This is a genomic window from Pantoea ananatis LMG 2665 (genome assembly GCF_000710035.2).
Lineage (GTDB): Bacteria > Pseudomonadota > Gammaproteobacteria > Enterobacterales > Enterobacteriaceae > Pantoea > Pantoea ananatis.
The window spans coordinates 59,213-84,383 of record NZ_JMJJ01000017.1 but is presented as its reverse complement, the minus strand read 5'-3'; the positions used below and the strand labels follow the sequence as shown (position 1 = coordinate 84,383).

16 protein-coding genes and 2 pseudogenes are annotated in these 25,171 nt (G+C 53.2%); 12 read left to right on the top strand and 6 right to left on the bottom strand.

Features of this window, described 5'->3' with window-relative positions; genetic code table 11:
• Positions 1 to 52: 52 nt before the first annotated feature.
• Both EL29_RS21975 and EL29_RS21970 read right to left on the bottom strand, forming a co-directional pair.
• Positions 53 to 1,240: a sensor histidine kinase gene (locus EL29_RS21975; RefSeq protein ID WP_013027829.1), complete on the bottom strand. Its 1,188-nt coding sequence runs from the start codon at positions 1,238 to 1,240 to the stop codon at positions 53 to 55.
• The gene (locus EL29_RS21970; protein WP_014604612.1) at positions 1,237 to 1,929 is read right to left on the bottom strand and encodes a response regulator; all 693 of its coding nucleotides are present in this window, start codon (positions 1,927 to 1,929) and stop codon (positions 1,237 to 1,239) included. The genes EL29_RS21975 and EL29_RS21970 overlap by 4 nt, the downstream gene beginning before the upstream one ends.
• A 105-nt stretch (positions 1,930 to 2,034) precedes the next feature.
• Here EL29_RS21970 and EL29_RS21965 point away from each other — a divergent pair, with 105 nt between their 5' ends.
• A complete protein-coding gene (locus tag EL29_RS21965) occupies positions 2,035 to 2,841 on the top strand; it encodes a MipA/OmpV family protein (protein ID WP_014598162.1) in 807 nt (268 codons plus the stop codon).
• 88 nt (positions 2,842 to 2,929) lie between these two features.
• On the opposite strand, the gene EL29_RS21960 is transcribed toward EL29_RS21965, so the two are convergent.
• Entirely contained in the window at positions 2,930 to 3,349 is a 420-nt protein-coding gene (locus EL29_RS21960) for a hypothetical protein (protein ID WP_235193346.1), read from the bottom strand.
• Between the two features lie 43 nt (positions 3,350 to 3,392).
• Between EL29_RS21960 and EL29_RS21955 the strand changes: the two genes are divergently transcribed.
• Positions 3,393 to 3,701, top strand: coding sequence for a hypothetical protein (locus tag EL29_RS21955; RefSeq protein ID WP_028716039.1), 309 nt, complete (start codon positions 3,393 to 3,395; stop codon positions 3,699 to 3,701).
• Positions 3,702 to 3,736: 35 nt separating this feature from the next.
• On the opposite strand, the gene EL29_RS21950 is transcribed toward EL29_RS21955, so the two are convergent.
• On the bottom strand, positions 3,737 to 4,123 hold the full coding sequence (locus EL29_RS21950; protein ID WP_014598159.1) for a bleomycin resistance protein: 387 nt from the start codon (positions 4,121 to 4,123) through the stop codon (positions 3,737 to 3,739).
• A gap of 536 nt (positions 4,124 to 4,659) precedes the next feature.
• Here EL29_RS21950 and arnB point away from each other — a divergent pair.
• The 7 genes and pseudogenes from arnB (at position 4,660) to arnF (ending at position 12,012) form a co-directional block, all read left to right on the top strand.
• Complete coding sequence (gene arnB / locus EL29_RS21945) at positions 4,660 to 5,796, top strand: UDP-4-amino-4-deoxy-L-arabinose aminotransferase (RefSeq protein WP_014333101.1); 1,137 nt, start codon at positions 4,660 to 4,662, stop codon at positions 5,794 to 5,796.
• Positions 5,797 to 6,776 (top strand): annotated as a pseudogene (gene arnC, locus EL29_RS21940) (undecaprenyl-phosphate 4-deoxy-4-formamido-L-arabinose transferase).
• The gene (gene arnA / locus EL29_RS21935) at positions 6,776 to 8,758 is read left to right on the top strand and encodes a bifunctional UDP-4-amino-4-deoxy-L-arabinose formyltransferase/UDP-glucuronic acid oxidase ArnA (protein ID WP_014598157.1); all 1,983 of its coding nucleotides are present in this window, start codon (positions 6,776 to 6,778) and stop codon (positions 8,756 to 8,758) included. Before arnC ends, arnA begins: the two are co-directional and overlap by 1 nt.
• A complete protein-coding gene (arnD, locus tag EL29_RS21930; protein ID WP_013027838.1) occupies positions 8,755 to 9,648 on the top strand; it encodes a 4-deoxy-4-formamido-L-arabinose-phosphoundecaprenol deformylase in 894 nt (297 codons plus the stop codon). The genes arnA and arnD overlap by 4 nt, the downstream gene beginning before the upstream one ends.
• 5 nt (positions 9,649 to 9,653) lie before the next feature.
• On the top strand, positions 9,654 to 11,315 hold the full coding sequence (gene arnT, locus EL29_RS21925) for a lipid IV(A) 4-amino-4-deoxy-L-arabinosyltransferase (RefSeq protein WP_014598156.1): 1,662 nt from the start codon (positions 9,654 to 9,656) through the stop codon (positions 11,313 to 11,315).
• Positions 11,315 to 11,638 (top strand): 4-amino-4-deoxy-L-arabinose-phosphoundecaprenol flippase subunit ArnE, encoded by a 324-nt coding sequence (arnE, locus tag EL29_RS21920; RefSeq protein WP_014333104.1) that lies wholly within the window; start codon positions 11,315 to 11,317, stop codon positions 11,636 to 11,638. The genes arnT and arnE overlap by 1 nt, the downstream gene beginning before the upstream one ends.
• Positions 11,635 to 12,012, top strand: a complete 378-nt coding sequence (arnF, locus tag EL29_RS21915) for a 4-amino-4-deoxy-L-arabinose-phosphoundecaprenol flippase subunit ArnF (protein WP_013027841.1) — start codon at positions 11,635 to 11,637, stop codon at positions 12,010 to 12,012. The genes arnE and arnF overlap by 4 nt, the downstream gene beginning before the upstream one ends.
• Positions 12,013 to 12,150: 138 nt before the next feature.
• Here the strand turns inward: arnF and EL29_RS21910 are convergent, their stop codons facing one another.
• Positions 12,151 to 14,079: a methyl-accepting chemotaxis protein gene (locus EL29_RS21910; protein WP_028716038.1), complete on the bottom strand. Its 1,929-nt coding sequence runs from the start codon at positions 14,077 to 14,079 to the stop codon at positions 12,151 to 12,153.
• A 569-nt stretch (positions 14,080 to 14,648) separates the two neighbouring features.
• On the opposite strand from EL29_RS21910, the gene EL29_RS21905 reads away from it, so the two are divergent.
• Positions 14,649 to 15,188, top strand: a complete 540-nt coding sequence (locus tag EL29_RS21905; RefSeq protein WP_013027843.1) for a chorismate mutase — start codon at positions 14,649 to 14,651, stop codon at positions 15,186 to 15,188.
• A 428-nt stretch (positions 15,189 to 15,616) separates the two neighbouring features.
• Here EL29_RS21905 and EL29_RS21900 read toward each other — a convergent pair.
• Positions 15,617 to 15,876 (bottom strand): annotated as a pseudogene (locus EL29_RS21900) (IS30 family transposase); the annotation flags it as partial.
• A gap of 304 nt (positions 15,877 to 16,180) precedes the next feature.
• Between EL29_RS21900 and EL29_RS23250 the strand changes: the two are divergent.
• Together EL29_RS23250 and EL29_RS21895 are read left to right on the top strand one after the other, a co-directional pair.
• Positions 16,181 to 16,339, top strand: a complete 159-nt coding sequence (locus tag EL29_RS23250; protein WP_217267919.1) for a YnfU family zinc-binding protein — start codon at positions 16,181 to 16,183, stop codon at positions 16,337 to 16,339.
• Between the two features lie 157 nt (positions 16,340 to 16,496).
• Positions 16,497 to 25,079, top strand: a complete 8,583-nt coding sequence (locus EL29_RS21895; protein WP_028716037.1) for a glycoside hydrolase family 94 protein — start codon at positions 16,497 to 16,499, stop codon at positions 25,077 to 25,079.
• Positions 25,080 to 25,171 lie beyond the last annotated feature (92 nt).

Sequence of the window (25,171 nt, the reverse complement as noted above, 5' to 3'; positions counted from 1 at the left end):
AGGTCAGCAAAAATGCCTGGCGCAGGGCGCGCAGGCTTCACTTTTGCCGGTCCTACTCTGCTGGCAGGCTTTCTATTATGGGCAGCGTAATCATGATGTGTAATCCTCCTTCAGGCGGCAGGCTGGCACGGATAGCACCGCCGTGAGCCTCAACGATGGCTTTCGCAATAGACAATCCCAAACCGCTCCCGCCAGAATGACGGGCCCGGGAGGAGTCTGCCCGGGTGAAACGGTCAAAGATAACGCTTAAGAACTGAGGATCGACACCCGGACCATAATCACGAAACTGCAGGGTGATGGCGGAGTCTGAGGCGTGCGCATCAATGGAAATTCGCTTGCCTTCGGCCGCATAGCGCAATGCATTCTCCATTAAAATCGTGATCACCTGACCGAAGCGGAAAGCATCGCCCGTATAAGGCAGCGATGTTGGTGACTGAACATCTATTTCCACCTGCTCAGCCTCCGCCTGTAGCGCCAGCCAGGAAGCCCTTTCCCGCATTAGGTCAGCAAGATTAAACCGGGACAGATTCAGGCTCAGCTGACCGGCATCGGCTAGCGACAGCAGATGGAGCTCGTCTGTCAGCCGGCTCAGTTGCGTCAGCTGCTTCATAATCATGGAAAACTGCCGAGGTTCGGGTTCAAACACGCCGTCCACAATGCCCTGTAGTCGCCCCATGGCCGCGGTTAAGGGCGAGCGGAGTTCATGGGCAATCGCAACATGTGAGGCTTTAAGTTCACGCTCATAGCGCGCCAGCTGCTGGGTCATCAGGTTAAAGTCATCGGTGAACCGCACTAACTCCTGCGGCGCGCCTTTTACCTGACCGACCGAGGTGCTGAATTTTCCCCGTGCGACATCACGCGCCGCGTGCGCCAACTGGCTGAATTGTTTTGCCAGCGGCAAGGCAAAGCGCAATCCCATCACCACAAAAAAGGGAATAATGAAAGCGACCAGCACGGCTACGGTAATCCAGTCCGAAGACGCAATAGAAGGGTCGGAAAAGCCAACGCCCCACCATTGATCGACGATCTGATGAAAGCGAGCCGGATCCTGCTCCGGATGCAGGCGCAGTTGGGAAAACTCTGCCCAGAGTGCGGCGGGCATACGGTAGTAAACCCAGAGTATTTGCAGGGCAAATCTCAGCCACATGCAAAAGGCGATAAGAATCACGCCGCCTAAGCCGAGAATCAGTATGCGGATACAGATCCAGCGCCACATTGAATCGTTGCTGTCTGGCTTCATGGTTGTCTGAACCTGTAACCCACGCTGCGCACTGCGGGTAAAATCTCTGTCATCCCTGCGGCCTCAAGCTTGCGGCGGAGATTGTAGACGTGCGTATCAACGACGCGTTCAAGCGCATCACTCTCTGGCAGACAGTTCTCGAGCAAAAACAGACGGCTGAACGGGCGAGTGGGTGCGCGCATTAAGGTCACCAGAATGGAAAATTCCGTTGGCGTCAGATCGAGTCGGTGAGTGCCTTGTGCATTGTTAACCACCGCGGTCAGGGAGTCAGGATCGACCTCCAGCCCTGCCCAGCAGAGCTTATCATCCGCCACTTTCGCTTGCCGCGCGCGGCGCAGTACGGCCTGAACACGCGCGACCACCTCGCCGGGATGGTAGGGTTTAACGACATAGTCATCTGCGCCATAGCGCAACGCGCCGATTCTGTCTGGCGCGTCTCCCATCGCGGTTACCATAATAACGGGCGTGTCACCGCTGCGTCTGATCGCGGCCAGCACTTCGGTGCCATTCATCACCGGCAGCATGACGTCCAGCAATATCAGGTCAGGTTGCCAACGCCCGACCTGTTCCAGCCCCGTCATGCCGTTACTGGCGACCATCACGTCATAGCCATCACGTTTCAGATAGGCTTCCAGTACGCTGGCGGCATCAGCGTCATCTTCAATAATCAATACGCGTTTTGTTTTCATTTGGGCCACCTTGACCGTTTCTCCATCGTTTCCTGGGCTTTTGTTGACACGCTGTTTTTATACTCCAGCCTGGTCGCGACAATGTCGCCTTCATGACACCACCTGATGAGATCAAGCAAAGTGATAATAACCGGAAAACATGCGCTTCACATGGTCAGTTTAATGCTGACGCTAAGTGTTCTGAATGCCAGGGCAGATGACAGTTCTGCGCCAGAAAACAGCCTGACAGTGGGTTTGGCGGCAAACAATGCACCACGTTACAGCGGGGCGAAACAGCATCACTGGCAAGCCGTTCCGGTTATTCAGTGGCGCGAGGGGCCGATATTTTTTGATTCTCAGAAAGGGATAGGTTACGACTTACAGGCTGAAAACGGCCTTTACCTGGAGCATACACTGGGATTGAGTCTGGGTCGCTCAGACCGTGATTCGTCGTGGCGAGCAGGGGACGACAGCCTGAAAGGCATGGGGAATATCGATCCGGTTGTCAATACCGCCCTGGCTCTCGGCTGGTCGGTAACGCCCTGGTTTATCGTGGAAGGAAAAGCGACGCTTCCGCTAAGCGACAGCCAGGGTGTTCAGTATCAGACATCGGTCACCCTCATTCCATGGCAGACGAAAAGTGACACTGTAGCATTGCAGATAGCAGGACTGTTTGGGGATGCGCGCTATATCAACACGTTTTACGGGGTAAGCAGGGAGCAGCATGTCCGAAGCGGGTACGCCGATTACACCGCCCATGGCGGCTTCTATGGGACGGATGCCAGTGTGACATGGAGCCATCAGTTTGCTTCAGGATGGGGAACCAGTTTAATCGGCGATTACAGCTGGCTGGATAAAAACGCGGCGGACAGTCCAATTGTCTTCCGCCGCGGGGGGGCCTCCGTGACGGCGGCAATCACCTACTCATTCTGACAGGCCAGACCAACAGGATTGTCTGGCGGCTACGGGCGCTGAGTTCCTGTGAGGGTTAAGCCAACCCCCAAAACAGGTCTGTCAGCGCTTAGCCTTTATGGCATGCAATCCGGTCATAGCCTGTTGGCGATTTCTTTGCGGCTGCTTTGCGCTTTTTGCTGTTGATCTTAGGCAGCCAAATCCTGAACTGCTCAGCCAGCAGTCTCGCCTGTTGTTCATCAACCGTCCGGCAAATAAACAGCTTACTCTTGGTCTGATGCGTCACATCAGTGGCATAAATTTCGTAGCTGCTGCCGCGCTGATCGTATTCGATGTCGGTGAAATGCATGTGTGGCCACAGGCCAGTTCTGACCTCAAATTTGCTCAATTCCATGTTTGTTACCGTTAAGTTATTGCTGTGATTAATGTCGTTATCCCTGGTCGGGCCAGTAAATGTAGAACAAATTAGGATTTGTGCCAGTGCGAGGCAAAATTTTTCCGTATTTTCAAGAGTGATGTGTAAAATCAAGGTATTACCCTCTAATGCAGACTGGTCTTAAGGAGAAAAAAAGATTGTCAGGACATGGCACGGATGCGTTCCGCGAGAACATGCCGAAGGGTTTGCCCGCCATCTACAAAAGACGGGTGTTGAGCACGCCCTGGCGACGCCAGGGAATAAAGCCGCTTTCGTGCATCAGGAAGCGCAGGGAGAGTGGCAGCATTTTTTTCTGGCGACGTACTGGGAGGATTTAACTGCAGTGAAAAAGTTTGCGGGTGAAAATTACCACGTCGCCGTGACCTGGCCGGATGATAAGGCCTTTGCCTTAGTCTCTGACCCCTATGTTTTCCAGCATCAGGTGAGCGAAATCGTGCCGCTGTAAATGCTCAATATCGGTGCGCCCGTCGGTTGATGAAATCAGCCGACAGGCTGACAAAAGCGGAGAAGATAGCCGTCGGGGTCCTGAACCAGGAACTCTTTTTGACATTCGACGCGTTCCCCCGTGTCGTAACAATTTTCGCATAGCGGCCGAAAGAGGGGCGTACTCAATCTGAGCAGACGACTGTAGAGCGTCTCGATGTCCGGAACGTCAATCTGTAAGTTTATTCCTCGTCCCAGAGGATAGGCCATTTCAGCGGTGAGCCAACCGCCATCGTGCACCTGTTCAATCATTAGCTGTGTTTGACCATAACAGAGATAGGCAAAGTCAGGATTCTCGCGCCTGATTCTCACCTTAAAACCGATCGCCTCCACATAAAAAGCCCAGGATGCCGCAAAATCCGTCACGGCAAGTTCAGGCACCATCGGGTTCCAGTATTGAGTGGCTGAGGTTTCATTGGGACACATGGTTACGGGTAACACCCTGAAATTCAATAAAATTGTGGTTAAGTGAAATTTTCTGTCGAATAAAGCGGGCCAGACGACTAATAAATAACGCGATTCACCTCTGTGACTTTCCACGATCGTAGCGATTCTGTCAATTTCGTCCTCAGCCTTTTTTGAACGCCAAACTGTCTTTTTAATACCTTCACGCAACTGTCAAACATATCTGTTTATTTAATGTGATTAGTCTGGTAAAAGTGAGAAATATCATGTCAATTTGTTAATTTCTCAAGGTGTTTAATGTTTGGTTAAGGTTCCGGGCGTATGATTTGAGACGGGTGTGAAATAAATATTTTTCTAATGTTTTATTTCTCTTGCCAGATTTTTGTGATTTTGCCTGTTTTTTGCCGATTTTGACGACGTTTGATGAACGTTCAATTGCATTTTTCTCACTTTTGCATTTCAAACTTCATCTCAGTTTGTAGAAAAACGGCAAAACAGTTTAAGGATATTACTTGATGGCGTTTCTTCCGTTTTCCCGCCCATCTCTGGGTGAGACTGAACTGTCTGCAGTACGTGATGTGTTTGCATCGGGATGGATTACTACCGGGCCAAAATGTGCAGAACTTGAGCGTGCATTTTGCCAGCTGACCGGAAATCAACACGCTATCGCCGTGACTTCCGCCACCGCCGGTATGCACGTCATGTTGATGGCGCTGGGCATTAAGGCAGGGGATGAGGTTATTACCCCTTCACTGACCTGGGTTTCCACACTCAACATCATCACTTTACTGGGCGCCACACCGGTCATGATCGATATTGACGTCGATAACCTGATGGTCACGCCTGAAGCCATTGAAGCGGCAATCACCCCAAATACCAAAGCGATCATCCCAGTCCACTACGCTGGCGCACCCGCCGATATCGATGCCATTTATGCTATTGGCAAACGCCATGGCATTCCGGTCATCGAAGATGCGGCACATGCGGCCGGCACGTATTACAAGGGCAAGCATGTTGGCGGGCATGGCAATGCTATTTTTTCATTCCACGCTATCAAAAATATGACCTGCGCCGAGGGTGGTCTGGTCGTGACCGACGATGCTGCCCTTGCCGATCGGATCCGTAGCCTCAAATTTCATGGCCTTGGCGTCGATGCCTTTGACAGACAAACCCATGGCCGTCAGCCGCAGGCGGAAGTCATCATGCCCGGCTTTAAATACAACCTGCCTGATATCAGCGCGGCCATTGCGCTGGTCCAGCTTGAAAAGTTGCCTGAAATCAACCAGCGCCGCGCGGCCATTGCGCAACGCTATCTGGAGGCGCTGAAAGATACGCCCTTCAAGCCGCTGGTTCCGCCCGCCTGGTCGCACCAGCATGCGTGGCATCTCTTCATCATCCGTGTGGATGAGCAGGCATGTGGTTTCTCTCGCGATGCGCTGATGCAGAAGCTTAAAGAGCAGGATATCGGAACCGGCCTCCATTTCCGCGCGGCCCACACACACAAATATTACCGCGAGCACTATCCGCAATTATCGTTGCCCGCGACTGAGTGGAACAGCGAGCGCATTTGTTCGATTCCGCTGTTTCCCGACATGACAGATGATGACGTTGAACGCGTTATCAGCGCACTACGTGAACTGACTGGGGTTTAAATGTTCGACGATAAAGAGATTGAAAAAGTATCGGTAGTGATCCCGGTCTATAACGAGCAGGAAAGTTTACCGGCATTAATTCAGCGCACGAATGATGCCTGTAAAAGTCTTAATCTGGACTATGAGATCCTGTTGGTTGACGACGGGAGCCAGGATGCATCAGCCGTAATGATTGCTGACGCCGCCTCGCTGCCGACAGCCATATTGTGGCTGTGCTACTCAACCGTAATTATGGCCAGCACTCCGCGATCATGGCGGGCTTCAGTCACGTCAGCGGAGATTTGATTATCACGCTGGATGCAGACTTGCAAAATCCACCTGAAGAGATCCCGCGTCTGGTGGCTGCCGCCCAGGAAGGCTATGACGTTGTGGGCACCGTTCGCCAGAATCGCCAGGACAGCTGGTTCCGCCGTCAGGCATCACGCACCATCAACCAGATGATTCAGCGCGTGACCGGAAAATCGATGGGTGATTATGGTTGCATGCTGCGGGCTTACCGTCGCCACATCATTGATGCCATGCTGAACTGCCACGAGCGCAGCACGTTTATCCCTATTCTGGCGAATACCTTTGCACGACGCACGATCGAATTGCCCGTCACTCATGCTGAACGTGAGCACGGCAGTTCAAAATACAGCTTCATGCGCTTAATCAACCTGATGTATGACCTGGTGACCTGCCTGACCACGACCCCGTTACGCATGCTGAGCGTGCTCGGCAGCCTTATTGCGCTGACTGGTTTTGCCTTCTCCGTGGTGTTGATTCTTCTGCGACTGTGTTTCGGAGCAGCCTGGGCCGGTGATGGCGTCTTCGTGTTATTTGCCGTGCTGTTTATTTTCATCGGCGCGCAGTTTATTGGTATGGGGCTGCTTGGCGAGTATATCGGCCGTATTTACAACGATGTTCGTGCCAGACCTCGCTATTTTATTCAACGTGTTATCAATCCTCAGAAAGACCGTTCTGTACAGGAAACCGAGTAATGAAAACTATCGTCTTCGCTTATCACGACATGGGTTGTGCGGGCATCAATGCGCTGTTAAAAGCGGGCTTTACCATCAGCGCGATCTATACCCATGCCGACACGGCGTCAGAAAATCACTTTTTTGGCTCAGTGGCGCGAATCGCGGCTGAAAATTCTATCCCGGTTTATGCTCCGGATGAAGTTAACCATCCTCTGTGGATCGATCGCATCAAATCGGCTGAACCCGATGTGATTTTCTCATTCTATTACCGTAACCTGCTGTGCGATCAGATTCTGAACAGTGCGAAGCAGGGTGCCTTTAACCTTCACGGCTCACTGCTGCCGAAATATCGCGGACGCGCACCATTAAACTGGGCGCTGGTCAACGGAGAAACCGAAACCGGTGTCACTTTACACCGCATGGTTAAAAAAGCGGACGCGGGCGAGATCATTGCTCAGCAGCGTGTCGCCATCGCCGATGAAGATAACGCACTGACGCTGCACCGCAAGCTGGTTGACTGCGCCAGCGCGCTTCTTGAAAGTGCTTTACCTGCCATGAAACAGGGCAACATCGTTGGCACCCCGCAAAATGAAGCGGACGCCACGGTAGTGGGTCGTCGTACGCCAGAAGATGGCCGGATTAACTGGGCGCTGCCTGCCAGCCAAATTAATAATCTGGTGCGTGCGGTGACCGATCCGTGGCCGGGCGCGTTTGCCTTTGCCGGCACCACCAAATTCGTGGTCTGGAAAGCAAAAGTACTCTCCACCCCGCATAACGTCAGGCCCGGCACCGTGCTGTCTGCAGAGCCATTTGTCGTGGCCTGTGGAGAAGGCGCCCTGGAGATTCAGACCGGCCAGACCGCAAACAGCGTGTACATGAACGGTGTTCAGCTGGCTCAGCATCTGGGCATGGTGAATGGCGCACTGCTTTATTCACAGGCCGTTGCAGCCGTAAAACGCCGTACCCGTGTCTTAATTCTGGGTGTGAACGGGTTTATCGGTAACCATCTGACCGAACGTTTGCTGCAGGATGACAATTTCGAAGTCTTTGGTCTGGATATCGGTTCTGATGCGATTAGCCGGTTTGTCGGACATCCACGCTTCCAGTTTGTTGAAGGCGACATCAGTATTCACTCTGAGTGGATTGAGTATCACATCAAAAAATGTGATGTGATCCTGCCCCTGGTGGCCATCGCAACACCGATTGAATATACCCGTAATCCGCTGCGCGTTTTCGAACTGGATTTTGAAGAAAACCTCAAAATTGTTCGCGACTGCGTTAAATACGGCAAACGCATTATTTTCCCCTCGACGTCTGAAGTGTACGGCATGTGTACCGATGCGAATTTCGATGAGGATCACTCAAATCTGGTCGTGGGTCCAATTAACAAACAGCGCTGGATTTATTCCGTTTCCAAGCAACTGCTGGATCGCGTTATCTGGGCTTACGGGGAAAAAGAAGGGCTGCGCTTTACCCTGTTCCGTCCTTTCAACTGGATGGGCCCGCGCTTAGACAACCTGAACGCGGCGCGTATTGGGAGTTCACGTGCGATCACTCAGCTGATCTTAAACCTGGTGGAAGGATCGCCCATCAAGCTGTTTGATGGTGGTCGCCAGAAGCGTTGTTTTACCGATATCAGCGACGGTGTCGAAGCGCTGTTTAAAATTATTGAAAACAAAAACAATAATTGCGACGGACAAATCATCAACATCGGTAACCCGGATAACGAAGCCAGCATCAAAGAGCTGGCTGAGCGTCTGCTGGAAAGCTTTGAACGTCATCCGCTGCGTGCCAGCTTCCCACCATTTGCCGGCTTCCGCGAAGTGGAGAGCAGCAGCTACTACGGCAAGGGCTATCAGGATGTTGAACACCGTAAGCCATCAATCCGTAATGCTAAACGTCTGCTCGGCTGGACGCCTACCGTGGAAATGAACACCACGATTGATAATACGCTCGACTTCTTCCTGCGTACCGTTGAGCTTCAGGACGACAAGGAATGAGAAAGGTTGGTCTGCGTGTTGATGTAGATACCTGGCGCGGGACAAAACTTGGCGTCCCCGCGCTTCTGGATCTGTTCAATAAACATGATCTCCAGGCGTCGTTTTTCTTTAGTGTCGGACCCGACAACATGGGACGCCATTTATGGCGTCTGATGAAACCACGCTTTCTGTGGAAAATGCTGCGCTCACGCGCAGCATCCCTTTATGGCTGGGACATTCTGTTAGCCGGAACGGCCTGGCCAGGAAAGCGGATCGGGGCAGGGATGAGCGATATCATTCGCTCAACCGCCGATCGCCATGAGGTCGGTCTGCATGCCTGGGATCATTTTGCCTGGCAAACCTGGGCGGGCGTCTGGAAAGCGCCGCAGCTCATTCAACAGATAGCGTTAGGGCGCGACGCGCTGGAAGCCATAACCGGACAACCGGTGACCTGCTCAGCGGTGGCCGGATGGCGCGCTGATGGTCGCGTAATCCAGGCAAAAGAAACGTTTGGCTTTCAGTACAACAGCGACTGCCGCGGTACCAGGCCGTTTCGCCCACAGTTAAGAAATGGCGAGCTGGGTACGGTTCAGATCCCTGTCACCTTACCGACATGGGACGAGGTCGTTGGACCCACGCTCAGCGCCGAACGTTTCAACGACTACATTCTGGAAAAAATTCAGGCTGACCAGGGCACGCCGGTTTATACCATCCATGCCGAAGTGGAAGGTATCAGCCAGCTTAGTGCGTTTGATACGTTGTTGCAGCGCGCCCGTGAGCAGGGAATACAGTTTTGCCCGCTGAGCGAACTCTTACCTGCAGACCTCGAAACCTTACCGGTGGGTAAAGTGGTTCGTGGTCATATCGCTGGCCGGGAAGGCTGGTTGGGTTGTGAGAATTTAACAAGGTAAGCACCATGACTGCCACCAAAAAGACCCTATTACTGGTTTCACTTTTTATCCTCTATTATTTAGTCCCTCTGGAGTTCCGTAATCTCTGGCAACCTGACGAAACACGTTATGCCGAAATCAGCCGGGAAATGCTGCAAAACGGTAACTGGATTACGCCGCATTTCTTCGGTCTGCGTTATTTTGAAAAACCGATAGCCGGATACTGGTTCAACACCGTAGGTCAGGCCATTTTTGGCCACAATAACTTTGCGGTCAGGATTGGTTCGGTCTTTTCAACGTTGATGAGCGCAGTGCTGATTTTCTGGCTGGGCTGCCGTATTTTTGCGCAGCGCAGCGTGGCGCTAACGGCCAGCGTGATCTTTTTAACCTCGCTGCTGGTTTACGGCGTCGGAAGTTACGCGGTGCTGGACCCGATGCTGACATTGTGGATGGTGGCCGCCATGTGCAGCTACTGGTATGCCAGTGAGGCACAAACTAACCCGCAAAGGGTCGTGCGTTATCTGCTGTTAGGGCTGGCCTGCGGTATGGGCTTTATGACCAAAGGTTTTCTGGCTCTTGCCGTACCGGTGATAGCGATCCTGCCTTGGGCCATCTGGCACCAGCGTTTCCGCGAGCTGGTTATTTTTGGCCCGCTTGCCATCGTCAGCGCGGCATTAATCAGTGCGCCCTGGGCGATCGCGATTCAGCAGCAGCAACCTGACTTCTGGCATTACTTTTTCTGGGTCGAGCATATTCAGCGTTTTGCAGAAGAGAATGCCCAACACAAAGCGCCTTTCTGGTATTACGTGCCCGTCCTGATCGCCGGTGCGCTTCCCTGGCTGGCGCTGCTGCCTGGCGCATTGCGGTCGGGCTGGCGCGAACGCAAACAGTCTCCCGGTGCGCTTTATCTCCTGAGCTGGGTGGTCATTCCTCTGCTGTTTTTCAGTATCGCAAAGGGCAAACTGCCAACGTATATCCTGCCCTGCTTTGCGCCGTTGGCCTTGCTGATGGCCAGCTATGCCTGGCAAAAAGCCCGCCAGAACACGCGAGTCTTTACCATCAATGCGTGGATAAATATCGTATTCGGTACGGCCTGTATTATTGCGTTATTAGCCGTATTTGCGCCCTGGGGTTTGAGTCATCGACCACTCTATGGACCGCATCAGTTGCTGGCGCTGTCTATGGCCGTGTTGTCCTTTGCTGGCTGGGCAATTGCGGGGCTTTTCAGCCTGAAATCGCCACAAAGTCGTTGGCTGGCAGCGGCACTATGCCCGCTGGCTCTGGCACTCTGTGTGGGTTCGGGCATTCCTGAGGGCGTTGAAAACACGAAGCAACCTCAGGTGTTTATTCGCAGCATTGAAAGCAGCCTTGCCAATAGCCGCTACATATTAAGCGATAATTCAGGCGTCTCTTCTGCGATTGCCTGGACGTTGCAGCGTAGCGATATCATTGCATACAGTCAAAAAGGCGAACTGCAATATGGCCTCAGCTTCCCTGATGCGCATTCCTCCTATGTCAGCAGCGAAGATTTCCCGCAGTGGCTTAAGGCACATCGTAAAGCGGGCAATGTCTCATTGATTTTAATGCTGGATCGTGGAGAAGCGACGCCAACAGACTTACCGCCTGCGGATGCTGTTTACCGTAACGGTCGGATGCTTTTGCTGCAATATAACCAGGCTGATGAGTGATGAGTTTGTTGTTGGTCCTGCTGACCAGTCTGCTTACCTGTGCCGGTCAGCTCTGCCAAAAGCAGGCGGCGCGTCAGACCAACCGGGCACGACTTACAGGCTGGCTGGTTGCCAGCCTGGCGCTGCTGGCGCTGGGGATGGTCGTCTGGCTGTTAGTGCTGCAGCGGTTGCCCGTCAGCCTGGCTTATCCAATGCTGAGTATTAATTTCATCCTGGTCGCGCTGGCCGCGCGCTTTGTCTGGCAGGAAAGAATGACCCGCTGGCAGTGGATGGGCACCGTACTGATTGTGGTGGGCGTGGCCATCATAGGGAGTTACGCATGAGAGGCTACCTGCTGGCACTGTGCAGCGTCTTACTGGTGACGCTGGCCCAGCTGATGCTGCGCTGGGCAATGCACCAGTTGCCCGCGCTGCCGATGTTGATAACGCAATACGCGCTTTACTGGCTACCGCTGCTGGTGCTGTGTGGTGGATTAACGGCGTATGCCTGCTCGATGGTGAGTTGGTTTTTAGCACTGCGCCACCTGCCGCTGAGCCGGGCTTATCCGCTACTGAGCATCAGCTACGTGCTGGTGTGGTTGCTGGCGATCAGCCTGCCGCTGTTTGCAGAGCCGTTCCATGCGGGCGCGATGGCGGGGGTATTTCTGATCCTGGTGGGTTTACTTTGTCTGTGCGTCAAGCCAGGAAAAACGAGCTGAAAGCACGGTTTCGCTCTGAGCCATGTCAGGCAGTTAACGTCTGGCTATGCCGAAAGAGCAGGGGCAGGGTTGGTGAACCGCGTTGATGCGTATCAAACACAAACGCCGGCATTATGCCGGCGTTTTTTATCATCACAGTCAGAACGTTTCCCAGTTACCCTCGGCTGGATTGGGCTGACGAAGAGAGACAGGCGCTTTGGTCACAGATTTTGCTGTGCTGTGGCTAACGGCCATTCCACTCTTGTTCGCGGGCAAACGGAACACGGCGACCGTTTTTTCCAGCTCTTCTGCCTGAGACTCCAGCGAGCTGGCGGCGGCTGAAGACTCTTCAACCAGTGCGGCGTTTTGTTGTGTTGTGGTATCCATTTCTGTCATTGCCTGAGCAATTTGTGATATGCCGCGGTTTTGCTCATCGGAAGCCGCCGCGATTTCGCTCATGATGTCCTTCACCTGCGTGACGGACAAGACTATTTCATCCATCGTCGATCCCGCCTGATCGACCAGCGTGGACCCTTCGTTAACACGATGCAGTGAATCACGGATCAGCGTCTCGATTTCCTTCGCCGCCACAGAACTGCGCTGCGCAAGATTTCTGACTTCGCCGGCGACAACTGCAAAACCCCGACCTTGCTCGCCCGCCCGTGCCGCTTCAACAGCTGCGTTCAGCGCCAGAATATTTGTCTGGAAAGATATTCCATTGATTACGCTGATGATTTCGCCAATTTTACCTGAGCTGGTTGTAATGCCTTGCATGGTGGTGACTACGTTACGAATGATGTCACCGCCCCGTCCGGCATTCGCCGATGCTTCCGTTGCAAGCTGGCTGGCATGGTGCGCGTTTTCAGCATTTTGCTTAACGGTGGAAGTTAACTCTTCCATACTGGCAGCGGTTTGCACCACGGCGGCAGACTGCTGCTCAGTGCGCGATGACAAGTCCATATTACCGGCGGCGATCTCAGAAGAGGCACGCGCCACACTGTTCACTCCGTCGCGCACGTTGGTGATGATGTTTTGCAGACTTTCGTTCATCACGCTGACCGCCTGCATCAACTGGCCCAGTTCGTCGCGCCGCGTGGTTGAAAGCGTGGCGGTAAGGTCGCCTTCAGAGATGCGCTGAGCCACGCTCAACGTTTCTTTCAGCGGTACCGTAATGGCGCGCGTAATACGCCAGGCAACCAACAGGCTGAGCAGGATACACAATGCGGCAACGACGGCGATCTGACGTTCAGCGTTAAGTAGAGCGCTGGTAGATTCAGATGCCTGGTAGTCAAAGAGCTCAGCCACAGATGTATTTAACTTTTCGGCCACTGCACTGAGTTGTGAAGAGGCAGCGGCCTCTGCACCCACGGCAGTCATATAGTCCGTGAAAGCCTGCTTTAATTGCGTCAGATCCGTTTTTTGCGTATTAAGGACCGTCTGGATCTCAGGAATGGCGAGCGCCGAAAGCTGAGTTCGGATCTGCTCAATGAACGTAATATTACCGTAAATTTCGACTTTACTGGCTTCAGTGGGCTTGTCAATAAAGCGCTCGACGTCACCGGCGACCTCCTTCAGTAATGAGGCTAAGCGTAATACCTGCAGCATTGCCTCTGGCTGAGCGGGAATATTCACCCCATCAAGACTTTGCCCAAGCGTGAGCAGATCGTTACCCTGAATAACCGCAGAAGCCGCAAAGGTCTTTTTGGAGGCGAGATAGAATGCCTGGCGCAGGGTTTGATAGCTTTGTAACGCGCTCCCCAGAACGTCAAGCTGTTGTTCACCCTGAGCGTTCCAGTCAAATTTCTTTAACGTGTCAAAATGGGCGCTTAATTCGTTGAGTGCGCGGGCGTTGACCTGAGCATACTGCTCGTCTTTCGTGTACTGATACAGTAAACGGTTCATGCGCGCTTTACTGAGTGTATTGACCATGTTGACGGTAACGTCTTGTTTTGCTGAATTCTCTTTAATGCTCTGGAAACCTTTGAAGGCCAGAAGCGCTATCGCGAGGGTCGCAACGATAAGCACGCCAAAACTCAACCCCAGCTTTTTTCCTATTTTCATATCGGAAAACGTACGTGTAATAAACATAATTTCACCCTGACAGGAAGGAAAAAGAAAGCGTGTTTTGCAGCCTGTATTAACCCCACACTGCTTAATGAAACTTATCGACTACCACCATGAAAACTTTAAAGACAATTTGAAATATAAATTCACAACTGTGACATCAGTCTGTTTAGGCGCTGTTTTACGACTTTTTTATGGTTTAGTATTAACAGTTAAGCCCATAATAGTTAGGGGGCGAATAATTTAAGCAGGTTTTTTGCTGACTTTTTTTTACATTTGAAACCAGAAAAAATATAAAATTTAAAAATCCTTACCAAGAATAAAAGATTTTAAAATCAATAAGTTGGTTGATCTGCCTTCCGGCGGGTATTTATTAACATCTTAAAGATTTGATAATCACCCCTGAAACTTAAATTCGCAGAAAAAATACGTTACTTTCTCTTAACATCGCCAGCTTAGTGATTAACATTCTAGTTATAATTTGTATTAGTTAATTACAGAGATTAAATAATATTTCTATGAAACTCGCTCCCTGAGAGGTACGTTTAATCTGATTAATCTTTTTCAACTATTTGGAAACAGGCTAACCAAACATGCAATATATGACCTTTCTTCTTGCTGCATTAATTTTCTGCGGCTCTGCCGCCGCCGCGCCAGCGTCAGAACCCGTTTCACTACTCTCTCGGGCACTGCATGAGAGAATGCTGTTAATGAAGGATGTTGCAGCCTTCAAAAAAACGCACAATAAGCCGATTGAAGACCTGGCTCGGGAACAGGATGTGTTAGCCGAAGCCAAAGAGAAATCGGCAAAAGCTGGCCTCGATCCACAGTCTGTGACCGCTTTTTTCCAGGGACTGATGGATGCAAGTAAAGCGATTCAGTATCGTTACCTGGCAGACTGGTTGAGTGCTCCGCATGCCGTCCCACCCGCCAAAGATCTGGCAGAGTTGCGCCAGCAGATTAATCTGTTAGACGGACAGATTTTGCAAGCCATCAACCAGCAGCTGTCGCAGGGTGGTTTTACCAAAGGCGATTTAGCTCAGCTACATCAGCAGCTAAATGTCCAGCATCTGAGTGATAACGACATCAATAACGTTTTGCTGGGGCTGGAGCACATTCGGCTCAAAAAATAACGGTCCGCCGCGCGCGGCGGAATGCACGTCCAACATCCTTGAACGTCTTCTCATACGTTTGCAACGTGACAGGTTATCTACCTTAACGGGTACCGCAATTTTTACTCTAAGAATCCTTAACTCCCCGAAGCGTCAGCAGGAAGTTGACGCTTCGTAACCCGGCAATTGCGCCTTTCGCGGCGAAAGCACGCTCATCCGGGTTACCTGCGTTTCTTCATTGCTGAAAGCCTGCAGGGCTGTTTAAAGAAAGGTAGGGAATGTCACGATTTATATGGCTGTAGCCGACTACGTCGGGCGTAAGGGGCCGTTCATCATCTGCGCCATCTTTTACGTCCTCTGGCGCCGTCATGCCGCTTAAGCGCCATACGAAACACGGCTCTCACTGCAGGGGTTAATTCAGATTAAAACGTCCGCTTTGTGCTGTGAGTTCAACCGATAGATGCAACACATTTATTGAACCCTTCTGCGGGTGATTCATAGTCTGGCGTTTTTCTCGGCCTTTCGTTGAGCTGTCTGGCAACGCTGTTTAGTCTTTGCTGGCTGTGAACCGATAAGTCAGTTCCCTTTGGAAAATATTGTCTGAGCATCCTGTTCGTATTTCCATTTGAGCCATGTTGCCAGGGGATTGAGGATCGCAGAAGTAAATCTGGATGTCTGCTGCTACAGTAAACCGGGTGTGGCGGGTCATCAGTTCTTAAAGGAGCCTCACCCCTGATTGTTTAGAGCGTTGATACTCTCGGAAGCGCTTAAAAACAGGGCATAAATAACCGTCGCAAGCACTTTTTTTTGACAGTGAGTAAAAAACTGAGGTTTTTAGCAATAATATTTTTTTAGAAAAAGTATGAAAGTGACGCCTTTTTCCAAGGGCAAAATTAAATAATCCTCCCACTTTATGTAACTGCTCACTTGCAGGCAGGTAACAACGAAACAAATCGATTGGAAATTAATCAACTGTGATAGTATGAGTTTCATTCCTCTAAAGGGTAACCACCATGTCTCTTCTCGATTACGCCAGGAAGTTCATGAGTGCTCCGTCCACGGTAGTCTGTCCTGCCTGCGGTTTAAGTTCCTCCCAGCCTGCCTCAAAGATTCGCCTGAAACAGGCTATGCTTTGTCCGGGATGTAAATCTCTCTTTGTCTCTCCACGTTAGCACCTGACTTTCAGATCCGACGATCTTCCCTGTTATACCGTAAAGACCTGGACCTGCAGCTGATAAATCCCTGATGCCTTACGCCCATCCTGAGAGAACGTTTCTGAACTGATTTCTCAACTGCTCCTGCGCGTTAATGTCGCATGAGAGCAAGACTATGAAAATAAATCCTGGGGCATGGTTTCGCCGCGCCCGTATCATGACAAAAGCGCCAGGGCGCGCATCGTTTTCTTCCAATGACCCTATGGGGGAAAACACTCCGCGCCCGGAGCTGTTCTCAACGCCTCAGCTTGAGCGTTATGGTCAAAAGCTGGCGCATACGCATAAATTGTCGCCGGACAAGATGCCGTACTACCTGCTAAAACGATTAAGTGATAACGAAGCCGTTATTACACAAAACTGTTACACCCTTAACGCCGGTAAAAAAACCAGCATTATGCCCGCTGGGGAGTGGTTGCTGGACAACTACTACCTGATTGAGGAGCAAATTCGCAACGTCCGCCAGCACTTGCCGACCAGCTTTGGCAAAGGTCTTCCTTCACTCGCGTCTCCGCACCCTTGTCCGCGTATCTATGATATTGCTACCGAGGCGGTTGCGCATGGTGACGGACGCTGGGACACCGCCAGTCTGACCAGCTACATCGGCGCCTACCAGCAGGTCACGCCGCTGACGTTAGGGGAAGTCTGGGCGTTGCCCGGTATGTTGCGACTGGCGCTGATTGAAAATCTGCGTCGGGTCAGTATTGAGGTGGTTCAGGCTCAGCAGGAACGCAGCCTTGCTGACAGCTGGATAACGCGGATGACCGACTGCGCCGAACATGCGCCAGCTGACCTCATTCTGGTGATCGCCGACATGGCGCGTTCCCGGCCGCCACTGAGCAGTGCCTTTGTCGCGGAAATGGTTCGTCGTCTGCACGGGCAGGGGAATGCGCTGGCATTACCCTTGGGCTGGGTAGAACAACGCCTTGCCGAGCAAGGCCTCACAACCGAGTTACTGATCCATCGCTTCAACCAACAGCTTGCGGCCAGTCAACTTTCCGTCAGCAACAGTATTGCCGGGTTACGCCTGCTCAATGAAACCAACTGGGCTGATTTCGCCGAGAACATTAGTGTGGTTGAGCAGACGTTACGTCGCGATCCGGCGGGCATATATTCCTGTATGCATTTTGATACCCGCGATCATTATCGCCATGTGATTGAGATTCTGGCCCGGGAAAGTCAGCTCAGTGAGCCCGACGTGGCAAGCCGCATACTGGCGTTGTCAGCATCAACCCAACCGGGCATGCCCTCTCATCACATTGGATATTATCTGATGGGAGAAGGGCGGCGTCAGTTAGATCACCATTTGTCGGTGGCGAGCTCTGGCCTCAAACGCTTGCGGCACAGTCTCAACAGATATCCTCTGTTATCCTGGCTTGGTAGCATGAGCCTGTTAACCACGGCGGCCACCGCCGCAATATTGTATGACACAGCGAGTCTGGGCATGGCCTGGTGGTTGTTACTGCTGGCTTTACCTTTGATTGTGGCGTTGAGTCAGTTGGTCAGCGATATACTCAGTGAAGCGACGACCCGCTTTCGGACTCCCCGACCGCTGCCACGAATGGACTTTTCTGACGGGATTCCGGTGACATACTCCACGCTGGTGGCGATCCCCTGCATGCTGACGAGTCACGCCGGCTTCAGCACGCTCCTCACAAGCCTTGAAGTGTGCTGGCTTGGCAACCAGGACGATAACCTCTGTTTCGCGCTTCTTACCGATTTTGCTGACGCGGCGACTGAAAGTACGGATGAACAACGCGCACTGTTTAGTCAGGCGATGTCAGAAATGCACCGGCTTAACCTGCGCTATCCTTGCCGCCATCAGCGCTTTTATTTGCTCCACCGCTCGCCTGAATGGAATGCATCGCAGGGGATCTGGATGGGTTATGAACGCAAACGGGGCAAGCTGGCGTTGCTGAACAGCTGGTTACGTCATCCAGACACGCAATTTTCCAGCGTTGCGGGCATGCCCGCGAACCGCTTACCCGGACAGATTAAGTATGTCATCACGCTGGACAGCGACACGCTCCTGCCACGTGATACCGCGCATAAGCTGGTCGCAACGATGGCGCATCCGTTGAACAAGCCGGAATACGATCCACGATGTCAGCGGGTCGTCAAAGGATACGGTATTTTACAACCGGGGCTGGCAGAAGAGATGCCGCGTAACGGTCAGGGCCGCTATGCCGCGATGCGCAGCAGCGTACCGGGTAATAACCCTTATTCCATGATGTCTTCAGATATCTATCAGGATCTGTTTGAAGAAGGCTCCTTCGTCGGCAAGGGAATTTACGACGTGGATATTTTTGTCCAGGCCACGGCCAACACCTGCCCGGAAAATCTGGTGCTCAGTCACGATCTTCTGGAAGGATGCTATGCCCGCGCCGGGCTGCTGAGCGAGGTCTTACTCTACGAGCAGTACCCGAACAACTATCTGTCCGACGTCGCACGCCGTACGCGCTGGATCCGTGGCGACTGGCAACTGCTTAACTGGCTTAAGCTGCGGGTCCGAAAAGCGGATGGGACGCGGGATAAAAACCCATTGTCAGCGCTCTCTCGCTGGAAGCTGTTTGATAACCTGCGCCGCAGCCTGGTCGCCCCCGCATTACTGGTGCTGCAGTTTAGCGCGCTGCTGTGGGTGCCGAATCCGGGATACTGGCTGGGCGTTCTGGCCCTGGTCTGGCTGCTGCCTGCTGCGCTCTGTATCCTTATCGATCTTGCCAACAAGCCGCATCGTCGTCCTCTGAGGCAACATCTGGTGCTGGTTACGGCGGGGGCACTGAAGCGACTTTCTCGGATCGGACTCAATTTTATTTTATTGCCCCATGAGGCGGGCTATTCGCTGTATGCGATCGCCGTAACGCTCTGGCGCCTTGGCATCAGCCAGCGCAACCTGACGCAATGGCCCAGCCACAGTCCGGACAGCCTTCAGTCCCAACTTTCTGCCTTTCGTTTTTATCGGGTAATGTGGCTGAATGTGGCTTGTGGTGCGGCACTCACGCTTCTGACGCTGCTACTGGCGCCACAATGGCTGACCCTGGCCCTGATCATCAGCCTGTCATGGTGCCTGGCACCGCTATTATTGAGTGGACTGAGCCGCCCGCCAGCGCGTAAGGCGTTTCTGCCTGACCCGCAACAGAAACGACTTCTGCGTCAGACCAGCAGAGAAATCTGGGCGTTTTTCGAGACCTTCGCGACGGCGCAGGAAAACTGGCTTCCCCCGGACAATTATCAGGAAATCCCGGAGCCAAAAATCGCGCATCGCACGTCACCCACCAATATCGGACTGTCCTTGCTGGCGAACCTTACGGCCTGGGATTTCGGTTATCTCTCTGGCGCGGATGTCCTGCAGCGCATCACGCAGACGCTCGACACGCTGGATAAGATGGAGCATTACCGGGGACATTTGTATAACTGGTATGACACCCGCACGCTTGCGCCACTCAGCCCGCGTTATGTTTCCAGCGTTGACAGCGGCAATATGGCCGGCCACTTACTGACACTGCGCGAAGGGCTGTCAGCCATGCGTCATCAGCCCGTTTTCAACGGCGTACGCCTACTGGAGGGGCTGAATGATACTCTGCATGTGCTGGAAAAATATTGGGGCCATAACGCGCCAGCCAGCCTGGGCGTGCTGCGCACGCAGTGCCTTAATGCTGCATCGTTACCTTCAGGGCAGTTGTTAAGCGAACTCAAAAAAATGCAGGTGCACGGCAACGAACTGGCCCGGCTGTCTCAGGAGGAAAGCCGCGTGGTGGTGCGCTGGACGGCGCATCTGGTCAGTCAACTGCAGCAGCTTTGTGATGAATGGACGACGCTGCTTGGCTGGCTACCGGTGACATATCATGCACAGGCCCTGCCTACGCTGAGTGAGCTGGCTGGCGGAATCACCCTTGAAGCGGTTATCGCGCCGACAGCCGTTATGACCCAGGCCCGGCGGCGACTGGCGATTATCAGCGAACTTGAACAACGTCTCGCTGACCATGCGCGAATGGATTTTACGTTTCTGTATAACACGGCTACCAGCATGCTAAGTGTGGGCTACAACTGCGATACCAACACGCTGGATAAAAGCCACTACGATCTTTTGCCTTCAGAAATCCGCCTGACCAGTTTTGTCGCTATTGCGACGAATCAGCTGCCGCTTAAAAGCTGGTATGCACTTGGCCGACTGTTTACCACCATCGATCATGAAACTGCCCTGATGTCCTGGAGCGGTTCAATGTTTGAATATCTGATGCCGAATCTGGTGATGCCAACCTGGCACGGCAGTCTGCTGGATGAGATGAGCAAATCTGCGGTAATCAGGCAGATAAACTGGGGCAAAGAGCGTGGCGTGCCGTGGGGCGTCTCTGAGTCTGGCTACCATGCGTTTGATGTTCAACATAATTATCAGTATCAGGCATTTGGCGTACCCGGCCTTGGTCTCCGGCGCGGTCTCGCCGACGATATGGTGGTAGCCCCTTATGCCACGCTGCTGGCGCTGTTGGTTTCACCGCAAAAGGCCTGCGACAATCTGCTCAGGCTGCAGGAAAACGGCGCGCGCGGCGAATATGGTTTTTATGAAGCGTTGGACTATACGCCATCGCGACTGGCAACCGGGCAGCTTTTCCTGGTTGTTCAATCCTGGATGGCGCACCATCAGGGCATGGCTTTCCAGGCGCTGGGGCATCTGCTGCTTGATGCCCCTATGGCCGGGCGATTCATGTCGAGTCCGGCGTTCAGATCGGCCAGCTTGCTGTTACAGGAGCGCGTACCCGATGAGGTTGAACTCTACAGCCCGCGTCGTCATTTTGAGTCCCATGAGGGAAGAATTAAGCCTGTGCGCTATGAACCGCGAATCTTCATGCATGCGGATACGCCGACCCCCGAGATACAATTATTGTCCAACGGGCATTACCATCTAATGATAACGCCAGGCGGTGGGGGATACAGTCGCTGGAACAACATCGCATTGACACGCTGGCGCAGCGACAGCACCCGTGATAACTGGGGAACGTTCTGCTATATCCGGGATCCGCTCACTGACGAGGTGTGGAGCAATACCTGTCACCCTCTGGGGGCCAGTGCGGACATCAGCGATGAAATCATCTTTACCGATGCGGGGGCCGAGTTCAGGCGCGTGCTCGGCTCGCTCAGCGTGAAAACCCGGGTTGTGGTCTCACCGGAAGATGACATCGAACTGCGTCGTGTCACCCTGATGCATCGAGGCCGAAGCCCACGAACACTCGAGCTGACGACCTATGCTGAAGTGGTGCTTGCCTCGGACATCAGCGATCAGGCGCACCCGGCGTTCAGCAACCTGTTTATTCAGACGGAAGCCGATCCCAGGCATGATGCCATTTTGTGCCACCGGCGTGCACGCTCGCCGGATGAACAGAGCCCGTATCTGTTTCATATGATGGTGGTGCATGGCGATTGTTCAGAGAACGTTTCATTCGACACCGACAGAGCGGGATTCATCGGCCGGGGAAAAAGCCCGGCTGATGCCCAGGCGGTCAGCATGAACGGACCGCTCAGTAACACGTCCGGTGCCGTGCTGGATCCGATACTGTCGATACGCCACGCGATTACGCTCCAGCCCGGACAGCCGGTGACCATTGATATCGTTTTTGGCGTCAGCGAAAACCGTCAGCAAAGCCTCGCGCTGATGGAAAAATACCGCGATCATCCTATCGCCGATCGTGTGTTTGAACTGGCCTGGTCCCACAGTCTGGTTGTGTTACGGCAGATGAATGCCAGCGAAGATGACGCAACTTTGTTCAACCGCCTCGCCAGCGCGGTACTTTATCCCTGTCAGGAACTGCGCGGTGACGAACAGGCCATTAGCCGAAACCGACGTGGTCAGTCGGGCCTGTGGGGTTGGGGGATCTCAGGTGATTTGCCGATTGTGCTGATCAGCCTGACCAGCGAGGAAAAAATTGCTTCTGTCACCACGCTGATTCAGGCACATCGCTACTGGCGACTGAAAGGGCTGGAGGTGGATCTGGTGATTCTTAATAACAGCCCTGGAGGCTACCAGCAGGCGCTGCAGACGCAGATTATGGATTTAATCTATGCCGGTTCTGAAGCCAGCCTGTTAGATAAACCCGGGGGGATTTTTGTCCGTAACGGTGAGCATTTGTCTGCCGAAGACAAGCAGTTGCTGATGAGCGTGGCCTGTCTGAGCCTGGACGATCGCGCTGACGGCATCAATGAACAACTTAACCAGCGTATTCATGCGACAAAAAAACGCGTCAGGCCTTTTGTGCCCTCGGTGACGTCAGAGAGCAATCATCACGCCGACTGGATACCGGAAACTCACCTGTTGCGCCATTTCAACGGATACGGTGGCTTTTCTCAGGACGGTCGCGAGTATCAGATCCTGCTGAGAGAAAACCAACCGACGCCAGCGCCCTGGTCAAACGTGCTGGCAAACGAGAACTTTGGCAGCGTGATTTCTGAAGCAGGCCAGGCCTACAGCTGGTTCGAAAATGCGCACGAATATCGCTTAACGCCGTGGGAAAACGATCCGGTAAGCGATCGTAGCGGGGAGGCATTCTATCTGCGTGATGAAGAAAGCGGCGCATGCTGGTCACCCATGACCCTGCCCGTGCGCGGTCAGGGCGATTATCTTACCCGCCACGGTTTTGGTTACAGCGTGTTTGCCCACCGTGAAAATGGACTGGACAGCGAACTGACAGTCCTGGTGGACGAGCAGGCGCCGGTTAAGCTTGCAATACTGAAGCTCAGCAACCATTCGGGCCGTACACGCAAATTGTCTGTCACCGGCTACGTGGAATGGACACTTGGGGCAACGCGCAACCACTCTGCTGCGCATATCATCACGCATTCGCCCGGCCTCGCGGGGGGAAGTGCGGTCATGGCCAATAACTTCTACGGTGCTAATGGCGGGGAACGCACCGCCTTTTTCGCCGTTAACGATCCTCAGAGTACGGTAACGGGCGACCGCCGCGAGTTTATCGGGCGTAATGGCTCACTGCGCGCCCCGGCCGCCATGACGCTTCGCAGACTCTCGGGTAAAACGGGAGCCGGGCTTGATCCCTGTGCCGCGCTACAGTCGACAACCTCCCTTATTGACGGTGACCAGAAAACATATGTTTTTGTCCTCGGCGTGGCCGATAACCCGGCACAGGCACAGGAAACGCTTGCCCGTTTTCTGCATGAGGATCATGCGCGTCAGGCGCTGAATCAGGTTCACCATTTCTGGCACAACGTGCTTGATAAGGTCGTTGTGCAGACGCCCGACAGCAGCGTTGATTTGCTGGTAAACGGCTGGCTGCTGTACCAGACATTAGCCTGTCGCATCATGGCGCGCAGCGGCTACTATCAGTCCGGTGGGGCATTTGGTTTCCGCGATCAGTTGCAGGATACGCTGGCGCTGAGCCACGTTGCACCGGAGCGACTGCGCAGCCAGATCCTGCTGTGTGCCTCACGGCAGTTTATTGAGGGGGATGTGCAACACTGGTGGCATCCTCCGCAGGGTAATGGCGTGCGAACCCGCTGTTCGGATGACTACCTGTGGCTTCCGCTTGCGGTTTGTCACTATGTGGATACAACGGGAGATACTGGCGTGCTGGCGCAGCAGATTCCCTATCTTGAAGGGCGTCCGCTCAAGCCCGGCGAAGAATCAGTTTATGATACGCCGGTTATCAGCCACCTCGAAGAGACGTTGTGGCAGCACTGCGTAAAAGCGATTGAGCGGGGGCTAAACTTCGGCCAGCACGGCCTGCCGCTAATGGGGGCAGGTGACTGGAATGACGGGATGAATCTGGTCGGTATTGAAGGCAAAGGTGAAAGCGTCTGGCTCGGCTTTTTCCTCTACGATATTTTGCAACGCTTTGCGGCGCTGGCTGAACAGCGCCAGGATGAACGCGTGGCAGCATTGTGCTATTCAGAAGCGCTGAGCCTGCAAAAAAATCTCGAATCTTACGCCTGGGATGGTGCATGGTATCTCCGCGGCTACTTTGACGATGGTACGCCGCTGGGGACAAGAGAATCGCAGGCGTGCTGGATCGATGCGATTGCACAAAGCTGGTCCGTTTTGTCCGGCGCAGCTGATCCAGTGCGCAGTGCGCAGGCTATGAAGTCACTCGACAGCTATCTGGTGGATAACGATGCAGGATTGATCAAGTTGCTAACGCCACCGTTTGATGGTCATGGTCCTAATCCCGGTTACATACAGGGTTATCTTCCGGGTGTGAGGGAAAACGGCGGGCAGTACACGCATGGCGCCATCTGGGCGGTCATGGCGTTTGCCCGGATGGGACAAAAAGCGCGAGCGTGGCAACTATGGTCAATGATCAATCCGGTAAACCACACGCTGCAGACTGAAGGCGTTAACATCTACAAGGCGGAGCCCTATGTGATGAGTGCAGATGTGTACAGCGTTGCACCTCATACCGGCCGTGCCGGATGGAGCTGGTACACCGGTTCCGCAGGCTGGGCCTACCGTCTGGTGACTGAAGAGTTACTCGGAATAAAACGGCACGGAGGAACGCTGGTTATTCGCACTCACTTACCTGATGACTGGCCTTCGATCAGCCTGACCTATCAACACGGGGGCAGTCAGTATTACATTAGGATTTCTCGTCACGACGGTGAACCTCGAGTGACTATGGATGGCACGCTCCTGCCGGATGACAGCATTCCTTTGCGGGATGATGGACAAAATCACAATGTCGATATTATTCAGCGCTGACCGTCCGCTCTGTGCCAGAAGCGGACCTTATAAACACTAAGGTTCGATCGTTTAGGGGCAGTCTATGGAGAGTTATTATAGTGAGAACTCAT

Excerpts from the sequence above, each read along its gene's own strand:
- arnT (WP_014598156.1), top strand. The coding sequence starts at position 9,654 with ATGACTGCCACCAAAAAGACCCTATTACTGGTTTCACTTTTTATCCTC.
- EL29_RS23250 (WP_217267919.1), top strand. The coding sequence starts at position 16,181 with ATGTCTCTTCTCGATTACGCCAGGAAGTTCATGAGTGCTCCGTCCACG.
- EL29_RS21910 (WP_028716038.1), bottom strand. The coding sequence starts at position 14,079 with ATGTTTATTACACGTACGTTTTCCGATATGAAAATAGGAAAAAAGCTG.
- EL29_RS21905 (WP_013027843.1), top strand. The coding sequence starts at position 14,649 with ATGCAATATATGACCTTTCTTCTTGCTGCATTAATTTTCTGCGGCTCT.
- arnF (WP_013027841.1), top strand. The coding sequence starts at position 11,635 with ATGAGAGGCTACCTGCTGGCACTGTGCAGCGTCTTACTGGTGACGCTG.
- EL29_RS21965 (WP_014598162.1), top strand. The coding sequence starts at position 2,035 with ATGAGATCAAGCAAAGTGATAATAACCGGAAAACATGCGCTTCACATG.
- arnB (WP_014333101.1), top strand. The coding sequence starts at position 4,660 with ATGGCGTTTCTTCCGTTTTCCCGCCCATCTCTGGGTGAGACTGAACTG.
- arnD (WP_013027838.1), top strand. The coding sequence starts at position 8,755 with ATGAGAAAGGTTGGTCTGCGTGTTGATGTAGATACCTGGCGCGGGACA.
- EL29_RS21950 (WP_014598159.1), bottom strand. The coding sequence starts at position 4,123 with ATGGTGCCTGAACTTGCCGTGACGGATTTTGCGGCATCCTGGGCTTTT.
- EL29_RS21975 (WP_013027829.1), bottom strand. The coding sequence starts at position 1,240 with ATGAAGCCAGACAGCAACGATTCAATGTGGCGCTGGATCTGTATCCGC.
- arnE (WP_014333104.1), top strand. The coding sequence starts at position 11,315 with ATGAGTTTGTTGTTGGTCCTGCTGACCAGTCTGCTTACCTGTGCCGGT.
- arnA (WP_014598157.1), top strand. The coding sequence starts at position 6,776 with ATGAAAACTATCGTCTTCGCTTATCACGACATGGGTTGTGCGGGCATC.
- EL29_RS21970 (WP_014604612.1), bottom strand. The coding sequence starts at position 1,929 with ATGAAAACAAAACGCGTATTGATTATTGAAGATGACGCTGATGCCGCC.
- EL29_RS21895 (WP_028716037.1), top strand. The coding sequence starts at position 16,497 with ATGAAAATAAATCCTGGGGCATGGTTTCGCCGCGCCCGTATCATGACA.